The sequence below is a fragment of the Paenibacillus sp. FSL P4-0081 genome (assembly GCF_000758565.1).
Lineage (GTDB): Bacteria > Bacillota > Bacilli > Paenibacillales > Paenibacillaceae > Paenibacillus_AQ > Paenibacillus_AQ phytohabitans.
Map to the genome: position 1 here is coordinate 7,078,967 of NZ_CP009280.1, position 19,375 is coordinate 7,098,341.

General features: G+C 54.0%; 18 protein-coding genes. 3 read left to right on the plus strand and 15 right to left on the minus strand.

What is annotated here, in order from left to right:
- Position 1: 1 nt before the first annotated feature.
- From P40081_RS30050 to P40081_RS30065, 4 genes are all read right to left on the minus strand, one after another.
- Positions 2 to 748, minus strand: coding sequence for an ABC transporter ATP-binding protein (locus P40081_RS30050; RefSeq protein WP_042139777.1), 747 nt, complete (start codon positions 746 to 748; stop codon positions 2 to 4).
- Positions 745 to 2,232 (minus strand): DEAD/DEAH box helicase, encoded by a 1,488-nt coding sequence (locus tag P40081_RS30055; RefSeq protein ID WP_042139778.1) that lies wholly within the window; start codon positions 2,230 to 2,232, stop codon positions 745 to 747. The genes P40081_RS30050 and P40081_RS30055 overlap by 4 nt, the downstream gene beginning before the upstream one ends.
- Positions 2,233 to 2,396: 164 nt before the next feature.
- Positions 2,397 to 3,173: an SDR family NAD(P)-dependent oxidoreductase gene (locus tag P40081_RS30060; RefSeq protein WP_042139779.1), complete on the minus strand. Its 777-nt coding sequence runs from the start codon at positions 3,171 to 3,173 to the stop codon at positions 2,397 to 2,399.
- Positions 3,174 to 3,201: 28 nt separating this feature from the next.
- Positions 3,202 to 3,657 (minus strand): chemotaxis protein CheX, encoded by a 456-nt coding sequence (locus P40081_RS30065; RefSeq protein ID WP_042139781.1) that lies wholly within the window; start codon positions 3,655 to 3,657, stop codon positions 3,202 to 3,204.
- Between the two features lie 398 nt (positions 3,658 to 4,055).
- Between P40081_RS30065 and P40081_RS30070 the strand changes: the two genes are divergently transcribed.
- Both P40081_RS30070 and P40081_RS30075 read left to right on the plus strand, forming a co-directional pair.
- Positions 4,056 to 4,958: a LysR family transcriptional regulator gene (locus tag P40081_RS30070; protein ID WP_042139782.1), complete on the plus strand. Its 903-nt coding sequence runs from the start codon at positions 4,056 to 4,058 to the stop codon at positions 4,956 to 4,958.
- 59 nt (positions 4,959 to 5,017) lie between these two features.
- Complete coding sequence (locus P40081_RS30075) at positions 5,018 to 5,827, plus strand: histidinol-phosphatase (protein ID WP_042139783.1); 810 nt, start codon at positions 5,018 to 5,020, stop codon at positions 5,825 to 5,827.
- Between the two features lie 122 nt (positions 5,828 to 5,949).
- Here the strand turns inward: P40081_RS30075 and P40081_RS30080 are convergent, their stop codons facing one another.
- From P40081_RS30080 to P40081_RS30115, 8 genes are all read right to left on the minus strand, one after another.
- Positions 5,950 to 6,699 carry an NADPH-dependent oxidoreductase gene (locus tag P40081_RS30080; protein WP_042139784.1) on the minus strand — a complete coding sequence of 250 codons (750 nt, stop codon included), beginning with the start codon at positions 6,697 to 6,699 and terminating at the stop codon, positions 5,950 to 5,952.
- A gap of 218 nt (positions 6,700 to 6,917) precedes the next feature.
- Positions 6,918 to 7,460, minus strand: coding sequence for a GNAT family N-acetyltransferase (locus P40081_RS36800; protein ID WP_052422082.1), 543 nt, complete (start codon positions 7,458 to 7,460; stop codon positions 6,918 to 6,920).
- Between the two features lie 55 nt (positions 7,461 to 7,515).
- A complete protein-coding gene (locus tag P40081_RS30090) occupies positions 7,516 to 8,448 on the minus strand; it encodes a metallophosphoesterase (RefSeq protein WP_052422083.1) in 933 nt (310 codons plus the stop codon).
- Positions 8,449 to 8,681: 233 nt separating this feature from the next.
- Positions 8,682 to 9,389 carry an ion channel gene (locus P40081_RS30095; protein WP_052422084.1) on the minus strand — a complete coding sequence of 236 codons (708 nt, stop codon included), beginning with the start codon at positions 9,387 to 9,389 and terminating at the stop codon, positions 8,682 to 8,684.
- A gap of 100 nt (positions 9,390 to 9,489) precedes the next feature.
- Positions 9,490 to 10,326 (minus strand): DUF3891 family protein, encoded by an 837-nt coding sequence (locus P40081_RS30100; protein WP_156118731.1) that lies wholly within the window; start codon positions 10,324 to 10,326, stop codon positions 9,490 to 9,492.
- A 332-nt stretch (positions 10,327 to 10,658) separates the two neighbouring features.
- The gene (gene sdhB, locus P40081_RS30105) at positions 10,659 to 11,423 is read right to left on the minus strand and encodes a succinate dehydrogenase iron-sulfur subunit (RefSeq protein ID WP_042139785.1); all 765 of its coding nucleotides are present in this window, start codon (positions 11,421 to 11,423) and stop codon (positions 10,659 to 10,661) included.
- 374 nt (positions 11,424 to 11,797) lie between these two features.
- A complete protein-coding gene (sdhA, locus tag P40081_RS30110) occupies positions 11,798 to 13,540 on the minus strand; it encodes a succinate dehydrogenase flavoprotein subunit (protein ID WP_042139786.1) in 1,743 nt (580 codons plus the stop codon).
- Between the two features lie 35 nt (positions 13,541 to 13,575).
- Positions 13,576 to 14,241 carry a succinate dehydrogenase cytochrome b558 subunit gene (locus P40081_RS30115; RefSeq protein ID WP_042139787.1) on the minus strand — a complete coding sequence of 222 codons (666 nt, stop codon included), beginning with the start codon at positions 14,239 to 14,241 and terminating at the stop codon, positions 13,576 to 13,578.
- Positions 14,242 to 14,697: 456 nt separating this feature from the next.
- On the opposite strand from P40081_RS30115, the gene P40081_RS30120 reads away from it, so the two are divergent.
- Positions 14,698 to 15,597, plus strand: coding sequence for a LysR family transcriptional regulator (locus P40081_RS30120; protein WP_039306940.1), 900 nt, complete (start codon positions 14,698 to 14,700; stop codon positions 15,595 to 15,597).
- A gap of 81 nt (positions 15,598 to 15,678) precedes the next feature.
- Here the strand turns inward: P40081_RS30120 and P40081_RS30125 are convergent, their stop codons facing one another.
- From P40081_RS30125 to P40081_RS30135, 3 genes are all read right to left on the minus strand, one after another.
- Positions 15,679 to 17,334, minus strand: coding sequence for a type 2 periplasmic-binding domain-containing protein (locus tag P40081_RS30125; protein WP_042139788.1), 1,656 nt, complete (start codon positions 17,332 to 17,334; stop codon positions 15,679 to 15,681).
- A gap of 62 nt (positions 17,335 to 17,396) precedes the next feature.
- Complete coding sequence (locus tag P40081_RS30130; RefSeq protein ID WP_081970242.1) at positions 17,397 to 18,296, minus strand: carbohydrate ABC transporter permease; 900 nt, start codon at positions 18,294 to 18,296, stop codon at positions 17,397 to 17,399.
- 14 nt (positions 18,297 to 18,310) lie between these two features.
- Positions 18,311 to 19,267, minus strand: coding sequence for an ABC transporter permease (locus tag P40081_RS30135; protein WP_039306946.1), 957 nt, complete (start codon positions 19,265 to 19,267; stop codon positions 18,311 to 18,313).
- Between the last annotated feature and the right edge of the window lie 108 nt (positions 19,268 to 19,375).

Below are 19,375 nucleotides of genomic sequence, written 5' to 3' on the forward strand. Positions count from 1 at the left end.
ATCATTTCCCTCCCTGAACCAGTTCGTAGAACAGCTGCTCCAAGTTCAAGCCCTGCAGCCCGGCCTTCGCGGTCATCTCGGCGAGTGTTCCCTCCGCAATTACCATTCCACGGTGCAGCACAATGAACCGGTCGCAGTAATTCTCGATGGTGGAAAGGATATGCGAGCTCAGCAGAATGGACGCCCCGGATTTCTTCAGGTCCAGCATGAAATCCAGCAGCGAGCGGATGCCGAGCGGATCGAGGCCGAGGAACGGCTCGTCAATCACATACAGTGCCGGGCGTGCTACGAACGCACACATAATCATCACCTTCTGCTTCATGCCTTTGGACAGATGGGACGACAGCGTATCCATCTTGTCCTCCATATTAAAGAGTGCGGCCAGCTGGCTGGTGCGCGATTCATAATCGCTGCGCTCCACCCCGTAAGCTCTGGCCGTAAATTCAACATGCTCGCGGACGGTCATCTCCTCATAGAGGAGGGGGGACTCCGGAACGAAGGAAAGCGCGCTGTGGTAGCTCTCGGGATCGCTGCTGCGCGTCTTGCCCTGCACGGTAATCTCACCTTTATGCGGAGACATGAGTCCTAGAATATGCTTCATGGTTGTACTTTTGCCTGCGCCGTTCAAACCGATAAGCCCGACCATTTCACCGGGCTGAACCTGCAGGCCGATATCATGCAGCACCGGCTTGTTCAGGCTGTATCCTCCGCTTAAGCCCGTAATTTGCAATACGGGAGCTGTGTTCATTGGCCGTCACCTCTCGGGGTTTTGTTCTTGAGCCACTTCGGGGCTCCCTTGTTCTTGCGGTTCTTGTCCCGCTCCGCATTGCTGCGTGCCTTGCCTGCGGGTGATGCCGCGCTGCGCGTGCTCGCGGCAATCCCCGGCCGGTGCTGCTCACGCCGCACCGTACCAGCCCCAGCACCAGCTGCGCCCGGCTGCCCTGCCGGAGCTTCGCCGCCCGTCCCTCCGGCTGTTCCAGCCGCCGAGGTCCGCACCTGCGGCTTGCCGGTGCGCGGCCCGGCTTCGCCGCCGCGCGGGGCAGTGCCTTCGCGGCGGGCTGCACCTGCGCCGCCGCCGCGGAATTCACTGCGCTCGCCCTCCGTCAGCGCCTTGCCAAAGGCCATCTCCCGCTCGTCCAGCTGGATATCCAGCTCGCGGGCGAATTTGCGCATGATGAACGTCTGCTGCTCCGTAACAATCGTTACGGACAAGCCGCGTTTGCCCATGCGCCCCGTGCGTCCGGCACGGTGGACATAGTGCTCGGAATCAAAGGCCGGATCGAAGCTGACGACCAGTGTCAGATTCTCAATGTCCAGGCCTCTGGCCGCCACGTCGCTGGCGACCAGCACCTTGAGCTTGCCGTCACGGAAGCGGGCCAGCACGTTTGCGCGCGTAACCTTGTCGGCATCGCCGTACAGCGCTGCGGCAGGTAGGCCCAGATGATTCAGCTTCGCGGTCACCTCAGCAATATCGTCGGTGGCATTTACGAACACAATCGCCCGCTCGGGCTTGTAGTGGCGGATCACCCGGCGCAGCATATCCACCTTGTTCCGCTCCTCGGATACCACGTAGTGATGTTCAAGACTCTGGGCCGTCATCATCCCGGGATCAATGCCCACCTCTGCGATGTTCTTCATTTCCTTGTTGGCCAAGAGCTTGGTTTCCGGTCCGATGGTCGCGGACAGCATAACCAACTGGCGTGTGCGCAGCGCGCTGCTGACGATCTTCGTCACTTCGCCCGCGCCGCTGAGCTGGAACATCTGGTCCGCCTCATCGAGAATAATCGTCGTCACCTCATGCATCTTCAGCTTGCGCAGCCCGATCAGCTCCCGCACGCGTCCCGGTGTACCTACAACCAGCTGGGGATGCTCGCGCAGCTTGTCAATCTGGCGTTTGATCGCCGCCCCGCCGATCAGCCCCATCGCCCGGATGCCCCGGTGGGCTCCGTAGCGCTCTGCTTCGCGGAGAATCTGCATCGCCAGCTCCTGGGTTGGTGCCAGCACCAGCTTCTGCACCGATTTCTGGTCCGGATTGATCCCTTGCAGCAGCGGCAGCAGGTAGGCCAGAGTTTTGCCTGTCCCTGTCTGGGATGCGGCCAGAACATCTCTTCCTTCCAGCAGAAGCGGGATCGTCTGCTCCTGTACAGGGGATGGTTCGGTGATGCCGAATTCAGACAATCGGGCAACGAGGTCTTCCTGAATGCCGATAGCTGCAAAAGAAGCTTTATTCATAATAGTAATTCATCCTTTTCGCTTAAGATAATATGTTCATTATATGCCAAAAAGGCCTCTCCACCAAATGGAAGGCCATAAGTTCCAATCTACGCCATATTTTATATATGTAATTCCATCCTGCATGCAAAAGGGGACAAGCCGTTTGCTTCATAGCTGAGCAATCATTTTCTGTTCATTGCGTTATAGGTCAGCTTATCCGCCAGCCGCGGAAACAAGCCGTATAGACGAATCCCGAAGGCTGCCAGACCGGGCAGATCCACTTCTTCCATGCCTTTGTCCATCAGCTTCACGATCTTCGCAGACACATGCTGCGGAGTCATCATGATCCGGCTCACGCTTTTCTCATAATTGCCTGAAGGATCGGCGGTCTTGAAGAATTCGGTGGCGATGGGTCCGGGGTTCACGGCCGAGACAATAATTCCGCTCTTGCGGAGCTCCTGGCGGAGCGCATTGGTGAAGCCGAGAACAGCATGTTTCGTAGCCGTATAGGCAACTGCGCGGGCTGTGCCGATTTTGCCGGCCATAGAGGCCACATTCACGATCTGACCGCTGCCGCGCTCCAGCATATGAGGCACTACCGCCTTGGTGCAGCGGACAATCCCCATATAGTTCACGTCCATCATGGCATCGAATTCGCCGGACTCCATTTCCGTAAAAGCCGCAAATTTGCCATAACCGGCATTATTGAGAAGAATGTCGATTCTGCCGTACTGTTCAAGAATCTCCGCGAAGGTACGCTCCACTGCCGCCTCATCGGTCACATCACAGACGAACAGTCCAAAAACGCCCGGTATCCCGGCCGCGGTTTCTTTCAGCTTGTCTTCCGAACGGGCCAGCAGAATGGGAACGGCCCCACGCTGGCTGATCATCTGTGCCGTAAGCGCACCGATACCGCTCGAAGCTCCTGTAATAACAACAACCTTGCCTTGTAATGCCATGAAATGTGTTCAGCTCCCGAATATCCGCCTAAGAGATCATAACCTGAATATCAAGCTCCCCGATGCCTTCCATCATAAGCGGAATACTCAGCGCTCTGCGCGGAAGGACGGACATGCTCTCTGTCTTCATTAACTTCGGCGGTGTAATGTCTACCGAAACCCCTTGATTGGAGAGAATAGTACTGGCATTGCCGCTGATCATGTTGCCAAGCTCCGAAATGGCACTCTGGCCCATCTCGTCCATTTCCGTAATCACATAGCCGCCCATCATGGCCGAAACCATCTTAAGCGCCACGTGCTCGGCGATTCCGAAGATAATATTCCCGCTGAGCTGACCTGTCATTCCCACTTGAATCCATATATGATTATCGATCAGTTCAATGTCCTTAATACCCAGAATACCGGTAGACGGCGAGACTTGTATCACCTGTTCAATTACAATTCGTGCAGACTCTAGAAACGGATTGATTACTTCTGCTTTCATGAAAGTGCTGTCCCCCCTCGACCAGGCTTTAGTCATATACCAAAAGTCCTAAGCAATAATGATTTATTATACTTCATATATCGGCATTATTCATCAAAAATTAATGGTCTTGTCGAATGAATTCACAAGATAGTTTGGACGGCGACATTGCCCTGCCGGGTGTAATCTCCTATAATTTAATCAAATGCCAACACTGAACGTAAGATTTGCGGCGCATTTCCCTCCGGGTGCAGCATTCACTGCGTATTTCCCCCTCATTCCTGGCAGACAATCCGCAGCATGCAGACCCTGGCCCATCAAGCTGTTAACGGCGCAAACGTCCTCTGGAAAGAAGTCACTTTCCCACAACGATACCAATATACGGCGGCACCAATCCGGTAGCCATTAGGGGGCAGTCCATGAATATCAGCCAGCTTGAAACACTGATTACCATTTCCAAAACCATGAGCTTCCGCAAGGCGGGAGAACTACTCAATTTGACCCAGCCGGCGGTTTCAGCACAGATCAAAAGTCTCGAAGAAGAATTCAAAACCCAGCTTGTGGACCGGAATCAGCCTGTAACCCTGACAGACCGGGGCCAGGTATTCCTCACGCATGCGGAGCAGATTGTAGGTATCGTTGAAGAGCTTAAGCAGCGTCTTGCGGATCTTGAAGAGAATCCCCAGGGGCATATTATTCTCGGCACGACCACCTCCATTGCCATTCAGATTCTGCCGCGGATTCTGTCCTATTTCCAGGACCAGTTCCCGCATATCAAAACCTCGATCTCGTCCATGTCCTCTTCACAAATCTATCAGCATGTCGAGAACGGTCTCGTTGATGTCGGCATCGGCTATCTGATCGGCCGCAGTCCCGGAATGACAACTTCCGTCCTGTATTATGATACCTTTGAACTGGTCGTCTCGCCCCGCCATCCTCTGGCCCAGGTCAAATCGGCCGGTATTGAGGCACTTGGCAAAACACCGCTCATCCTGCTGTCCCCGGACACCGTCGGCCGGAGATTCGCCGATGAAGTACTCGCCAAACACGGTATCCAGCCCCAGGTCATCATGGAGCTGACCAGCAGCGAAGAGGTGAAACGGATGGTGGAGCTGGATCTCGGGGCAGCCGTTATTTCCAAACAGTCTGTAACCGCCGAGGTCCGAAGCGGCACGCTCAAAATCGTCCCGATCATTGAGCTTGAGGTCACCCACCCTGTAGGCGTCATCACCAAATCCGGGAAGTACGTCAATTCGGCCATGAGGCAGTTTCTGAGCGATCTTAAGGGAATGCCCGAAACCCAGTTCATCGGCTCAGAGTAACTAATGATCAGCAACCTGCAACCTATTCTGCCACCTTGGCCTAAGGAGATGTTACCTCTATGAATTTCGACCTGCATACCCATCATTTCCGCTGCGGTCATGCTGACGGAAGCATCAGGGATTATATTGAAGCCGGAATAACCGCGGGTCTTGATGTAATCGGAATTTCCGATCACACGCCCTATTTCGGAAGTCCGTCCGAGCAGGCTTTTCCGCGTATCGCGATGGCCAAATCGGAGCTTGTCCACTACGTAGAGGAAGTACTGGCTCTGCAAAAGGAGTACGAAGGCCGCATTGATGTCCTGCTCGGCATTGAGTCCGACTATTTCCCCGAGCATGCGGAGCTGTACCGGAAGACGCTGGCCGCCTATCCGTTTGACTATGTGATCGGTTCGGTGCACAGCGTGGACGGCAACAGCATCTTTAATAAAAGCCGCTGGAAGGGTCTGGGTCCAAAGCAGAAGCTGGCAGCCAAAGCGGAGTATTACCGGCTGATTGCCGAATCCGCGCGCAGCGGCATGTTTCAGATCCTCGGACACATTGATGCGATGAAGGGCAACTATCCCCAGTTCTCGGAAATCTCCGCTCCCCGGGAGATTGATGAAGCCTTAAGCGCAATCAGCGAATGCGGGCTGGCCATCGAGATCAACACCTCGGGCGGCACCAAGCTGTGCGGCGGCTGGTATCCGTCGGATGAGATTCTGGAGCGGGCGCTGCATTTCGGCGTGGAGGTCAGCTTCGGCTCCGATGCCCATAAGCCTTCCCGGGTGGCTGATCAGCGCAATAACGTTGCCGCGCGGCTTAAGGAGATCGGATTTAAGCACTGGGTCTACTACAAACGGCGCGAGAAGATTACAGTAGGACTATAGCTGTAGGATAACGGAGACGGCTTAATTCTCTGCTGGACAAAATAAATGCACCGCATGCGGTCCGGCTGTTGACGATGCTTGCCATCGTCCGCCGTTACCGCTGCGGTGCATTTTTGCTATGGTTATTCCTTATTCAGATTATCGCAGGTGAAGCCCTGCTGCTTCAGCGTCCGCCCGGCGTCGCCGTACTGCGGATTCAGGGCATAGAAGCGGGCAATTGTACTGCTCCAATCCCTCTCGGTCAGCCCTTGAGCCCTAAGTGACTCGCGGTGGGTCTCATTGTACTCTTGGATCAGGGCTTTCTGATCAGGGTTATATGTTTCTTCATGATACACAGCCGCCATAGGCAGGCGCGGCTTCTTCGGCAGCTCTTCACCCGGATAGCCAATACACAGGCCGGCCACCGGGAATACATATTCGGGCAGCTGCAGCAGCTCAATCACTTCCGCTGTGCGGCGGCGCACGCCGCCGATCGGGATAATCCCCAGTCCCAGCGACTCCGCAGCAGCCACCGCATTCGCTAAAGCGATGCCGACATCGGTTGCACCGACCAGCAGCGCATCCACATCTCCTGCCGCTTCAAACGGCTGGTCTTCCAGCTCTGCCGCCAGCCGGGCCCGGTGAAAGTCCATGCAGAACACCAGGAATACCGGCGCTTCGGCAACATGCTTCTGGTTCCCGCTCAATACCGACAGCTGCCGCTTCCGTTCTTCGCTGCGTACCGCAATGACCGATACCTGCTGGCCGTTCACCCAGGATGGTGCGGCCTGGGCTGCCTCAATTATGGTCTTCAGCTTCTCTGGTTCTACCGCCTGCCTTGTATATTGCCGGAAAGAGCGGTGGTTCGTAAGTAGTCTAATCACTTCGTTCAAGAGTTATGTCCTCCTCGCCAAATGCTGTTTCGATATATCCATCATAGCCTAATGACTCCGGCTACCGCCAGCAGAATGCGGTGAAACCGGAATCGGCATACGGCACGCCACAAAAAAATGGACCCGAATCATCGGGTCCCAACAGCAGTTATATTTTCAAAAGGGGGTCATGTACTTAGTTTAACCGGAGACTGTTAGAGTTTGATAACGGCATTATTTCAATTGTGTAACAATGTGAATACTTTCATTACATCGCCCGAGCCGTCCGCCATCGGCAGTGTCCGCTCCAGGGTCAGACCATTCTTGAGCATCACCTGCTCCGATCTGAGGTTGTCCCCGCGGCAGCGTCCCTCCACCTTCAGCAGCTCCAGTTCGCGGAACCCGTAGGCCAGCAGCAGCCCCAGTGCTTCAGTGGCGAAACCGCGCCCCCACCATGCAGGATTAAGCATATACCCCAGCACCGCCTTGCCCTCATGCCGGTTCCAGTTCTGCAGGGAGACCGATCCGATCAGCTCCGGCTGTCCTTTGAGATAGATGCCTGCATGCAATGCGCAAGGGTCATAACCATGCAGCATCCGGTTCACCAGCTTATCCAGAACGCCCTGCTGGGAGGATGAGCCCTGGCGCAGCTGAATATGCGGCTGCACCTCCGGATGGGAGAGCAGCGCCCGCAGCACTGCACCGTCAGCGGATGCCATACTTTTCAGTTCTACCGCCGCTCCCTGCAGCGCCATACCCATAATCGCTTCATAAGTGCTCATGAACTTCACCCTCTTCTGCTGCTCTCGTTAAGCCGCATCCTCAAGCTCTGCCGTCTTACTCCCGGCGCAGAGTCAGTACAGTAAGCTCCGGCCGGCACATGAAGCGCAGCGGCATCATGGTTTCGCCGAATCCCCTGTTCACATACACCGGCATCGCCTTATTCTCTGTGTAATACAGGCCGTCTATGTATTTCTGCGAGCCGTAAGGCGTGAACGGCGCACCCAGCAGCGGCAGACGGATCTGACCGCCGTGGCTGTGCCCCGAGAGCTGCAGGTGAAACGGATACCCTTCCGCCGTATCGGCGTAATCCGGCTCATGCATCATCAGCACCGTGAACGTGCCGTCCGGGATGCCCTGGATTGCGGCCTCCGGGTCCGGCTTGCCATGCAGCATATCGTCCAGTCCAGCCACCGCCATCACGGCGCCGCCCTGATTGATCAGGTAGGACTGGTTCCGCAGCACCCGGAAGCCGGATTCGTTCAGCAGGCGGGTAAGCAGCTCCGTATTCTTGTAATCATGGTTGCCCAGGATGGCGTACTTGCCCAGCGGAGCTTCAAGCTCTGCCAGTATAGCGACCGAGTCTGTCAAATCCTCGGCGTAGCTGTCCACAATATCCCCGGTGAAGCAGATCAGATCCGGCTTCTCCTCCTTGATGTGCTTAGTCAGCCGGGCCAGATCATGCGCATCCTTGTTGAAGCCCAGATGCACATCGCTGAAATGAACGAGCCGGGTACCGGCAAAAGCCGAAGGGAGATCCTTCAGCGGCAGCTCCCTCCGCGTAATCTCCAGCCAGTTCGGCTCGCCCTGCCAGGCATAGCCGCCGGTAAGCAGGCCGGCGCCAACTACGGTTGCCGCCCCCCGGGCGAGGAACTGGCGGCGGGTCATTTTGCGGCCGCCGGCCCCCTCTTTCTGCGGAGGGGTATGACCGCCGGTGCCTGCTGCCGGCAGGTCAGACCTGGGAGAGCCCCCGGACGATTTTGTACTCATAGGGAGATTCTCCTTTCTATCCTGAAATCTATTCGGTTAATGCCGCTTATGTTCGTATACAGAGCATGCTGCGCTTATTGGCAATATTTCCTCCGGTTCATTCATCAGCGCCTGAGATACGGCTAATCGTCAGGCTAATCCGCTGGTTCATCAGACATCTTATTGCTTCCAGGCCGCTTCGGCGGGGTTCCGGCATCCGGTGCTTCCCGTTCATCCGGTGCTTCCTTTTCTTCCTATTCTTCCTGCTCTCTCTCCTCATGCTTATCCGTTACAGCTTCTTCCACTTTGTCATCAATGTCCACTTCTATAGCCGCCTCAATCTCCTCTTCAGTGGTGCCGGGTCCGAGAATTTTGCGGAACAAGCCCAGCATGGACAGGGCATAGGCAACGGTTATGAAGCTGAAGCAGATCTGCATAACTACAACAAGCCGCGAAGTGTTATCTATGGGGGCCACATCCCCGTAACCGACTGTCGTAAATGTAGCTACGCTGAAGTACAGGAAGGTGATCAGCTGGCTGAGCAGATCCTGGCCTATCCCCTCGCCCTGGAAGGAGGACTGGCCAAACAGCTTATATATGGATGTATATACGACTGTAAAAAAAATAATGCAGGTAAACGCCGCGATGCTGATCCGGACCAGTGTCTGCTGCAGCCTGACTTCCTTGCTGTTGGAGTCCTTGATCTCATGAAAAATAAACAGAATATAGAACAGGACCGAAGCCAGGACAAAAATCAGAATCAGACCGCGCAGTCCCCGGTTGCCGGGTACAATGGTGCCCAGATCGATCAGGTTCAGCAGATCCTCAACCGAAATCAGGGCATAGATCAGAATGGGAGCCAGCAGAACGCCTTTGCCCATCCAGCTCAGCTTAATCCGGAGAAACCACAGCGCCAGCAATATGATTACAGCAAAATTGAAAATCCATATCCACCACGCCATGCCTTACTCTCCTGTTCTACGGCCCCGGACTCCTGTCCTGCCCTGAAGGTACCGTTATCCTCACGGATAAAATGCTGCGACCCGTCCCTGCCCCCTGTGCCTAACCGGCAGTGCGTTCACCGGTACCTGTCTTCACCTGCACATCGTCTTCTCCTGCTCCGCTGATTACGGTGATCCGGCATTCTTCCTCCGGTGTCTCCTTGTATGCCAGAGCGATGCCTTTATGCTCTATATCCTTGCGGCTGACCCGCCGCAGCTTGAAGCTTACTCCGATCTCTTTCGTGAACGGGAACGGGGTAAGCGTCAGCGTAGCGTTGTCCTGCCACTCTGCCTGAATCGCACGTCCGGATGTGAAGCTGAATTCCTCGCTGCCCGAGAAGCCGTCTGCGAACCAGGGATGCTTCTCGGACTCGGCGCTGCCCGGCTCGCTCAGCGCCAGAAACAGCGACAGGTCATCACAGAACTGCAGCAGTCTGGCGTCATAATACAGTTCGCCTTCTTCAAGCGGCCGGCTCTGCTCCAGCTCACGGTGGATACGGGCTCTGCGCTCCGCTTCATCCTGCAGATACCGGGTGAGCTCCGGGCATTCCTCTCCCGATACCTCGATCAGCCGTTCGAAATGAGAGCTGCACAGCAGCGCCCCATAAGGCGTATCCGCTTCAACCTCGTTGATGCCCCGTCTATAAAAAGTCAGCTTAGGCACAACCGGGAAGTCGATGAAGCTGTACGGCGCATCTTCCGCATCGTTCCAGAACGGCGTCTCATCCAGATCGATCCAGCCCCGGTCATGATTGCTCACCGCCCGCAGCACCTCCTCCCGGCGGTCTTCCGCAGGCGTATGCTCCTCCTTGAACCACTTCGCAAATTCCCCGGCCAGCAGCCCGTGCTCATGCTGCTTCACCATCACAAACGCTCCGTCCTGTTCACGACAAATCACTGTAATTCCTCCCCGTTATCCGCTGTCTGAATCCTGCCATCCACTATGTAGATTATAACATATCCACCTATATTTATTGGAATGCGGCGCACCTTAACGGCTCTATTGTATGCGCAACACAATATAAGACTGTCTAAAAATGTACCCTTTTTCCACCCTGAAAGAAACATATCCGGCTGCAATAGCCCTTTCCAGTTCCAACCGGATCAGGAAATGAACTCCTGGCGCAAACAGGCCGTTCAGGAAATACTCCTGAACGGCCTGTGGTTTAAGGATAGCAGCTGATTACACTGCCGCAGATATAAATCGTAACGAAAATGCAAGCTGTATCGTTACACGCCCAGCCAGCGCTTGAACATATGCTTCGTCGTCTGCTTGTTGATCTCGGCAATGGAGGTGGTCAGCGGAATTCCCTTCGGGCAGGCGCGCACGCAGTTCTGCGAGTTGCCGCAGCCGTCGATACCGCCGTCTTCCATCAGTGCCTCCAGGCGCTCATCAGAGTTCATCTCACCTGTAGGGTGGGCGTTGAACAGGCGCACCTGCGAGATGGCTGCAGGACCGATGAAATTGGTCTTCTCATTGACATTCGGGCAAGCCTCCAGGCAGACACCGCAGGTCATGCACTTGGATAACTCATAAGCCCACTGGCGCTTCTTCTCCGGCATCCGGGGTCCCGGACCCAGATCATAAGTGCCGTCGATCGGAATCCAGGCCTTAACCCGCTTCAGGGCATTGAACATCCGGCTGCGGTCAATCACCAGGTCACGGACTACCGGGAAGGTCTTCATCGGCTCAATGCGCACCGGCTGCTCCAGGTTATCGATCAGCGCTGCGCAGGCCTGCCGGGGCTTGCCGTTGATCACCATGGAACAGGCGCCGCATACTTCCTCCAGACAATTCGATTCCCAGCACACCGGAACCGTATTGTCACCCTTCGCGTTCACCGGATTGCGCTGGATTTCCATAAGCGCGCTGATCACATTCATTCCCGGACGGTAGGCAAGCTCGAACTCCTCCGTATACGGGTTCGTTTCCGGCTCGTCTTGGCGGGTAATGATAAATTTTACGTTTTTGGGAGCTGCTGCAGTTTCCGCCATGTCAGTTACCTCCTAAAATTTTGGATAGCATAGCCTTCTCCGAATCCAGTTCGCCAAACTCGCTCCGGAAGCACACGCTTTAAGCTTTTAACGTATTGATGATCTTTCGATTCCGGCGCTAACTGCACTTTGTACAATTAAAACCAGGGGTTCCAGCCTAATTTACGATTTAACTGCACTTTATACATTTATATTTCATAAAAAGGCTCATTCCAGCCAGTCCAGAAGATTCTAACTGCACTGAGTACAGTTATTCGTCTCCCATGCGGCAGCGGTGCAGGAATAGCTGTATGAAATACAGTTAAACTGCAGATTCCCCGCCGCCAGGACATGCCAGCAATTCAGCGTCCCTACTGTACTGCCGCTTCGTCCTATCAGTCCTTCGAGTAATCCCGGACCCGCGGAGGAATCAGCGAGACATCGACTTCGTCGTATGAGATTTGCGGGCCGTCAGGCGTCCAGGCGGCTTTGGTCGTCTTGAGGAATTCCTCATCATTGCGCGTCGGGAACTCCGGCTTGTAATGCGCCCCCCGGCTCTCGTTGCGCAGCAGCGCTCCGAGGGTCATTGCTTCTGACAGCTCCAGCATATTCCACAGCTGGCGCGTGAAGGCAACGCCCTGGTTGCTCCAGCGTGAAGTGTCGCTCATGTTAATGTTGCGGTAGCGTTCCTTCAGCTCTTTGATTTTGCCGATGGTCGCTTCAAGCTTCTTGTTCTCACGCACCACGGTCATGTTAGCCGTCATCCATTCGCCAAGCTCCTTGTGGATTACGTAAGCATTCTCCGTGCCTGTCATCCCCAGCAGAGACTCATATTTGTCTTCTTGCGTCTTGTGGAAGCTGTCGAACACCGTGGAGGAGATATCCTGCACCGACTTCTTGAGCCCCTTGATATATTCCACAGCCTTCGGCCCGGAGACCATACCGCCATAAATGGCCGATACCAGCGAGTTCGCGCCAAGGCGGTTCGCCCCGTGGTACTGATATTCACATTCCCCTGCGGCGAACAAGCCGGGAATATTCGTCATCTGGTTATAGTCAACCCACATGCCGCCCATCGAATAATGCACAGCGGGGAAGATTTTCATCGGAATTTTGCGGGGATCATCGCCCATGAACTTCTCGTAGATCTCGATAATACCGCCCAGCTTGACGTCGAGCTCCTTCGGGTCCTTATGCGAAAGATCCAGGTATACCATGTTCTCGCCGTTAATGCCCAGTCCCTGATCCACACACACATTGAAAATCTCACGTGTTGCGATATCGCGCGGCACCAGATTGCCGTAGGAAGGATATTTCTCTTCGAGGAAATACCACGGCTTGCCGTCCTTGTAGGTCCAGATACGTCCGCCTTCGCCGCGCGCCGATTCCGACATCAGCCGCAGCTTGTCATCGCCCGGGATGGCTGTCGGGTGGATCTGGATGAATTCCCCGTTCGCATAATGCACACCCTGCTGATATACAGCGCTTGCAGCGGTTCCAGTATTGATGACCGAGTTCGTTGTTTTGCCGAAAATAATCCCCGGGCCGCCGCTGGCCAGAATGACCGCATCCGCCGGGAAGGTCTGAATCTCCATCGTCTTCAGATTCTGGGCGCTGATGCCGCGGCATACACGCTCGTCATCGAGAATAACGGAGAGAAATTCCCAGTTCTCGCTCTTGGTCACCAGGCCTTCGGCTTCCCAGCGGCGCACCTGCTCATCCAGCGCATACAGCAGCTGCTGGCCGGTTGTCGCTCCGGCGAACGCTGTCCGGTGGCGCTTCGTCCCGCCGAACCGGCGGAAGTCGAGCAGCCCCTCCGGCGTGCGGTTGAACATGACGCCCATCCGGTCCATCAGGTGGATAATGCCCGGTGCGGCTTCGCACATGGCTTTGACCGGGGGCTGGTTGGCCAGGAAGTCGCCGCCGTAGACGGTATCGTCAAAATGCTCCCAGGGCGAGTCGCCCTCGCCCTTTGTATTTACTGCGCCATTGATGCCGCCTTGCGCGCAGACCGAATGTGATCTTTTGACAGGGACCAGTGAGAATAGATGTACATGCGCGCCGGATTCGGCGGCCTTAATGGTAGCCATCAGGCCGGCCAGACCGCCGCCCACGATGATAATATCGGCTGATGCCATGATTGTTCCCCTCCTGAATTAAAATCTGTATATTCCTAAATAAAGCTGCGGAGCGACTGCATCGCCGTGGCTGCGGTTTGAAATTCATCGTCACGGAAAGTCACCAGTGACAGTACGAACATGAAGGTAACAAGTACGAACACACCGAGACAGAGGATAGAGGACACCCGCTGCGAACGCGGCCCCACAGTAATACCCCAGCTGATCAGGAAGGACCACAGGCCATTGGAGAAATGGAAGCAGGCTGCTACAATACCGATGATATAGAAGGTCATCAGCAGCGGATTAGTCACAATATTGTGCATGACACCGCCCAGTTCTTCATGCTCTACATTGCCAAGCGCCACCTGGACACGGGTATCGTACAGATGCCAGACAATGAAGATGAAGGTGACGATTCCGCTGATGCGCTGCAGCGTATAACGCCAGTTTCTTTCCAGATTGTAGCGGTTCAGGTTCGGCTTCGACTGATAAGCGATGTACAGGCCGTACACTCCGTGGTACAGCAGTGGCAGCCAGATGCCGAACAATTCCAGGAAGAAGACCAGCGGCAGGCTGTTCAGCCAGAGCACACTGTCTGTGAAACCGGAAGCACCACCCTCTACTGCTGCGAAGTTCGTCAGCATGTGCTCAAGGAAAAAGGCCCCGAGCGGGATAATGCCGAGCAAGGAATGAATCTTTCTGGAATAAAATCCTCTCATGCAAAGTGTCCCCTTTCCAATTAAAACAGCGTTTTCAAATTATCTTTTTAAAGAGCATACACCGCCGGGAGTACAGTTGAAACAGGGCAGCGGCAGGCTGCAGTAAGCAGCAAAATGTCTATTTGCACCACTTTTCATTGTTTTCCCGGACTTTGCTTTATTATTCACAATATGTGAATATCTTGTGTCACTTTTCATGTTACTCTTTTTTCGCTTATAAGGGAATTGCAATCTAATTATTAATCGTTATACAATAAACGCATAAGAATATTTTTAATATGATAATAATTCTCATTTAGACTGAGAATTCACTTCAGTTTCAGACGAATACTCCTATAAATCAACGTATCTCCCGGCTCCCGGCTATGCTTTTTATCACTAATTCATTGGAATCCTTAACCAGCAATCATCTAATACAATCCGCCGTTTACAGATTGGGACAAAGGAGTGCTTGTAATGTACGATGATTTAGACGCTTTTGCTGCAGTTGTGGAGCATTCCAGCCTGAACCGGGCCTCCCGCCAGCTTAACCTGTCCCAGCCCGCTCTGTCCCGCAAAATATCCAAGCTGGAGGAACGGCTCGGGGTCGCCCTGTTTCACCGTTTCGGCAAGCGGCTGGAGCTTACGGAGGTAGGACGGCTCACTTATACCTACGCGCTGGAGCAGCGGCAGCAGCGTTCCAAGTTCCTGGAAGCGTTGTCCAAGTTCAAGGAAGGCGAACCGCAGCTCGTCACGCTGGGGGCCAGCCTGACCACACTGCAAACCACACTGCCTCCGCTGGTGAATGCCTACATGGAGAAATACCCGGCGGCCGAGCTGAAGCTGATCACCGGGAAGACACATGAGATGGTTACCGCAGTCAGCGAGGGCAAATGCGATGTCGGCATCATCGCCTCCCAGGTTCAGGAGCCGGGGCTGCGCTGCATCCCGCTGTTCGAGGACCAGCTCCGGCTGGTCGTCGCCGAGCACCACCCGCTGGCCCAGTCTCCGCGGCTCACGATGGAGCATCTCTCCCGGCTGCCGATGATTCTCTTCTCCAAGGGCACCTGGTACCGCCGGACGACTGATGATCTGTTCCAGCGCTGCGGCGTTGATCCCGATGTGCGGATGGAGATCGACTCCTTCGAAGCGATTGTCCGGCTGCTGCCGACCATCAAGGCGGCCGCGCTGCTGCCGAAGTCTTATCTCCGCCCGGAGCTGCTGAACGGCGGGGGACTCGTCTCCCTGCACATCAAGGAGCTGGAACAGACGCAGCGGACCACCTGCCTGATCTACCAGGGTAGCGGCGGACTTAGCACTGCAGCACGCTGCCTCGTGCAGGTAACAGAAGAAGTGTTCCTGTCCGGACGCGAATAACAGAAATCACCCGGCAAGCTTCCATATTGCTACGGAATAGCCTGCCGGGTGAATGTGTTACAGAGATTTTATGACATAGGATTAGCGGAACTTACCTGCATCAATGGCAGCTTGCTTCTCATCCAGAACTTCCTGGTAGCCTGCATCCAGGTAAGTCTTCTTGGCTGCTTCATAGGTAGCATCGAATTCAGCTTCAGGAGCCAGCACGACCTTCACATACAGTTCCTGGAACAGTGTATTCAGGTCCGCTTTGTATTCGTTTACCTTCTCCAGTACAACGTTGAACAGGGCATCCGGTGTACGGAATTCGGCAACTTCATCGTAATACTTCACCAGATCATCAGCAAGCGTCTCATAGCCGGCCGGTGCCCAGTTGCGTAGATTAGCCGTGCGGGTTTTGGCTGCATCCGGATACTGGGCAATTTCAGTTACAAGGCCCCAGTAATCTTTGTTATTGTTCTGTGCCAGAACAGCTTCGCCTTTGTAATCTGGATTCTTCAGCGCAATACCGTCTGCATCAAGTGTATAGTTCTCCCCTTCGATACCGTTCTGGAATTTGAACAGGTTCTCCGGCTGGCTGAGCCATTCCAGATACATCCAGACTGCAGCACGTTCCTCAGGTGTAGATTCATAGTTAATCCCCATGATGAAGCCGAACGGCCAGTAGGCGCGTCCTTGAGGCTTATTGCCTTCCGGAACACCTGCATAAGGAGGCACTACAGCAAATTCAGCATCCGGGTTGTTCTGCAGGGTAGCAGCAAAGACATCCGTATTGTTTGCCAGGTAGAAGGCGAAGTTCCCTGTTTTGCCGGAAACAAATTCAGCTTTGACCTTAGGCTCGTCGTTACGCAGATAGAATTCCTTATCAAGCAGACCGTTATTATACTGATAGTTCAGGTTTCGTAAGTAAGCCTCTGTATCAGCCGTGGTAAGGTCAGCTACGCTAAGATCGGAATACAGCGCACGGTATTTCGCGTCAACCGGCCATTCACGGAAGGCATAGTTAAAGTTATAGAAGTTCTGCAGCAGGTTGCCGCCGGTCACACCGAGTCCGGCCTCTTTCCATTTCGCCAGCATCTCGTTGTATTTCTCCAGGGAAGTCAAATCTTCAACCTTCATGCCAACCTTTTCAACCCAGTCCTTGCGGATAATGTTGACGAAGTTGTCGGCTTCAGGGCGGGCAGCGAAGAAGAAGGTTTTCTGATCATCCACTGTACCATACTGCTCAATAGTGGAGCCCATGTTTTTCCAATAGGTTGGTGCGTAATTTTCGATTTCAGCATAATCCAGCGGCTGCATAACATCCTCACCATAATAAGTAAGCGCTTGCGGCATGTCGTAATGGAAGATGATATCAGGGGCTTTATGCGATGCCAGCAGCTGCTCGTAATCTGTTACCTCTTTGGCGCGGGTAATCGGTACATAATTGACTTCGATATTGTACTTGTCGCCAAATTCCGCTTGTACCCAGCGGGTATAATAGTTATCGGACACATTCCAGCCCTCATACGCCCGTTCGTAGACCGGAATATCCAGCGAGACCTTCTTCTCGAAGCCCTTGGAGTAATCAGGGAAACTTCCTTCAGTCTGGTTCGTGGCTGCGGCTGATTCTGCCGGGGCTGTGGTAGGCTCGGTGTTGCCATTCTTAGCGTTGTTATTTCCCCCGGAGCATCCGGCCAGCATACCGGCCGTCATCACAGAAGCCATCAATAATGAAACAAAACCTTTTTTGTTCATCGCAATTCCCCCATTTGTAATTTTCGGATTCAAATAGAATTACTATATACTAGAGCGCTGGACTACTCCTTGACCGCCCCGAGCATAACACCTTGAACGAAGTATTTCTGGACGAACGGATACACACAGAGAATAGGCAGAGTAGCAAATACTACAACGGATGCCTTAAGGACCTCCGGATTACTGAGCTGTACCTGGGTGGCTTCCAGCTGGAAGCTTTCACTCGCCTGGATAACCAGATAATAGAGCTTGAGCTGCAGCGGCCGCAGGGAGATCTCATGCTTAATATAGAACAGGGCATCCTGGTAAGCATTCCAGCGGCCGACTGCGTAGAAGAGGGCAAGTGTCGCCATAATCGGCTTGGACAGCGGCAGGACAATGCTGAACAGGATCCGGAAATGCCCGGCACCGTCGATCCGCGCCGATTCTTCCAGACTTACCGGTATACCGTGCGTTAGCGAAGTCTTCATAATCAGCAGATTGAAGGCACTGAACGACAAGGGCAGAACCAGTGACCAGATCGTATCCATCAGTCCCAGATTGTTAATATTCATATAGTCCGGAATGATGCCTCCACTGAAGTACATCGTGAACAGGAAGATGAAGGTGATAACCCGGCGGCCCTTGAACTGGGCTCTCGACAGCGGGTAAGCGGCACAGATGGTCAGAATCATTCCCAGAATCGTGAATAGTACAGTCACGATAACCGTGATATACAATGAACGGAGGATACTGGCATCCGCGAAGATTTTTTTGTACGCTTCGATGGTGAAGCCCTGCGGCCACAAAAAGACCTTATTGGCAATGACGAAGGAGTCAGAGCTCAGGGATTTCGATACGACATGAATAAACGGCAGCAGGCATATTAGCGAGACTAAGACGATTGCGAAGCGGATCAGAAATTCCCAGATATCTATACGTGCTTTATGGGGTGCGGCAGAGCCCCCGGCTGTTGCTTTCATGGTTCCTCTCCTTTCTACAATATTCCATCCTCGCCAAGTTTCTTGGCTACACGGTCCGCTGAGATGACCAGAATAATACCGATGACGGACTGGAATAATCCGATGGCTGTCGCCCGGCTGAAGTTGCCGCTCTCGATCCCCCAGCGGTACACCAGCACCGGAATGGTCGTGGTGAACTCTGTGGTGGCCTTATTCTGCAGAGCGTAAATACGCTCGAATGAGCCGTCCATCACTTTCCCCAGAGCCATGATCAGCAAGGTCACAATAGTCGCACGGATGGAAGGCAGCGTGATATTCCACACCTTTCTCCAGCGTCCTGCTCCATCGACCGTAGCCGCTTCATACATCTCCGGATTAATCCCGCTCATCGCCGCCAGGTAGATAATGGTGCCCCAGCCCATACTCTGCCACACACCGATGGCCAGATAGCTGATCAGCCAGTTATTGTCTTCCTGCAGGAACGGAATACGGGTACCGCCCATGAGTTCAATCAGATTGTTAACAACACCGCCGCCTTCACTAAGAAGCTGATAAGCGATAGCCCCGATAATGACCCAGGACAGGAAGTGAGGCAAGTACAGTATCGTCTGATTAATGCGCTTGAAGCGTATGCTTTTGACCTCATTCAGCAGCAGCGCCAGCACAATCGGCATTGTGAAGCTGAAGCAGAGGTCAAGCACGTTGAGCAGCAGCGTATTCCGGACGGCCTTAATGAAATCAGCCTTGGCGAACAGCTCCTGGAAGACTTCCATTCCGACCCAGTCACTGCCCCAGAAGCCCCGTGCAATTTTGTAATCCTTAAAGGCAATTACAAGTCCGGTCATCGGCAAATATTTGAATACGATTACAAATGCCAGCGGAAGCATAACGAGCAGGTAGAGCTGCCAGTCACGCTGCAAATAATATCCGAATCCCTGTTTCTTTCTTAATAGAGGACTGTTGTTTGTTTGTGAAGCGCTTGCAACTTTCAAAATTTTCACCTCCTGCCTTCAATGTTCTTCTTGCCGGCCAATGTCCTCCGGCTCGATTTCTATGCTAGCCCCTTTGCCTGATCTTGAAAATCATGAGTATTGATGATC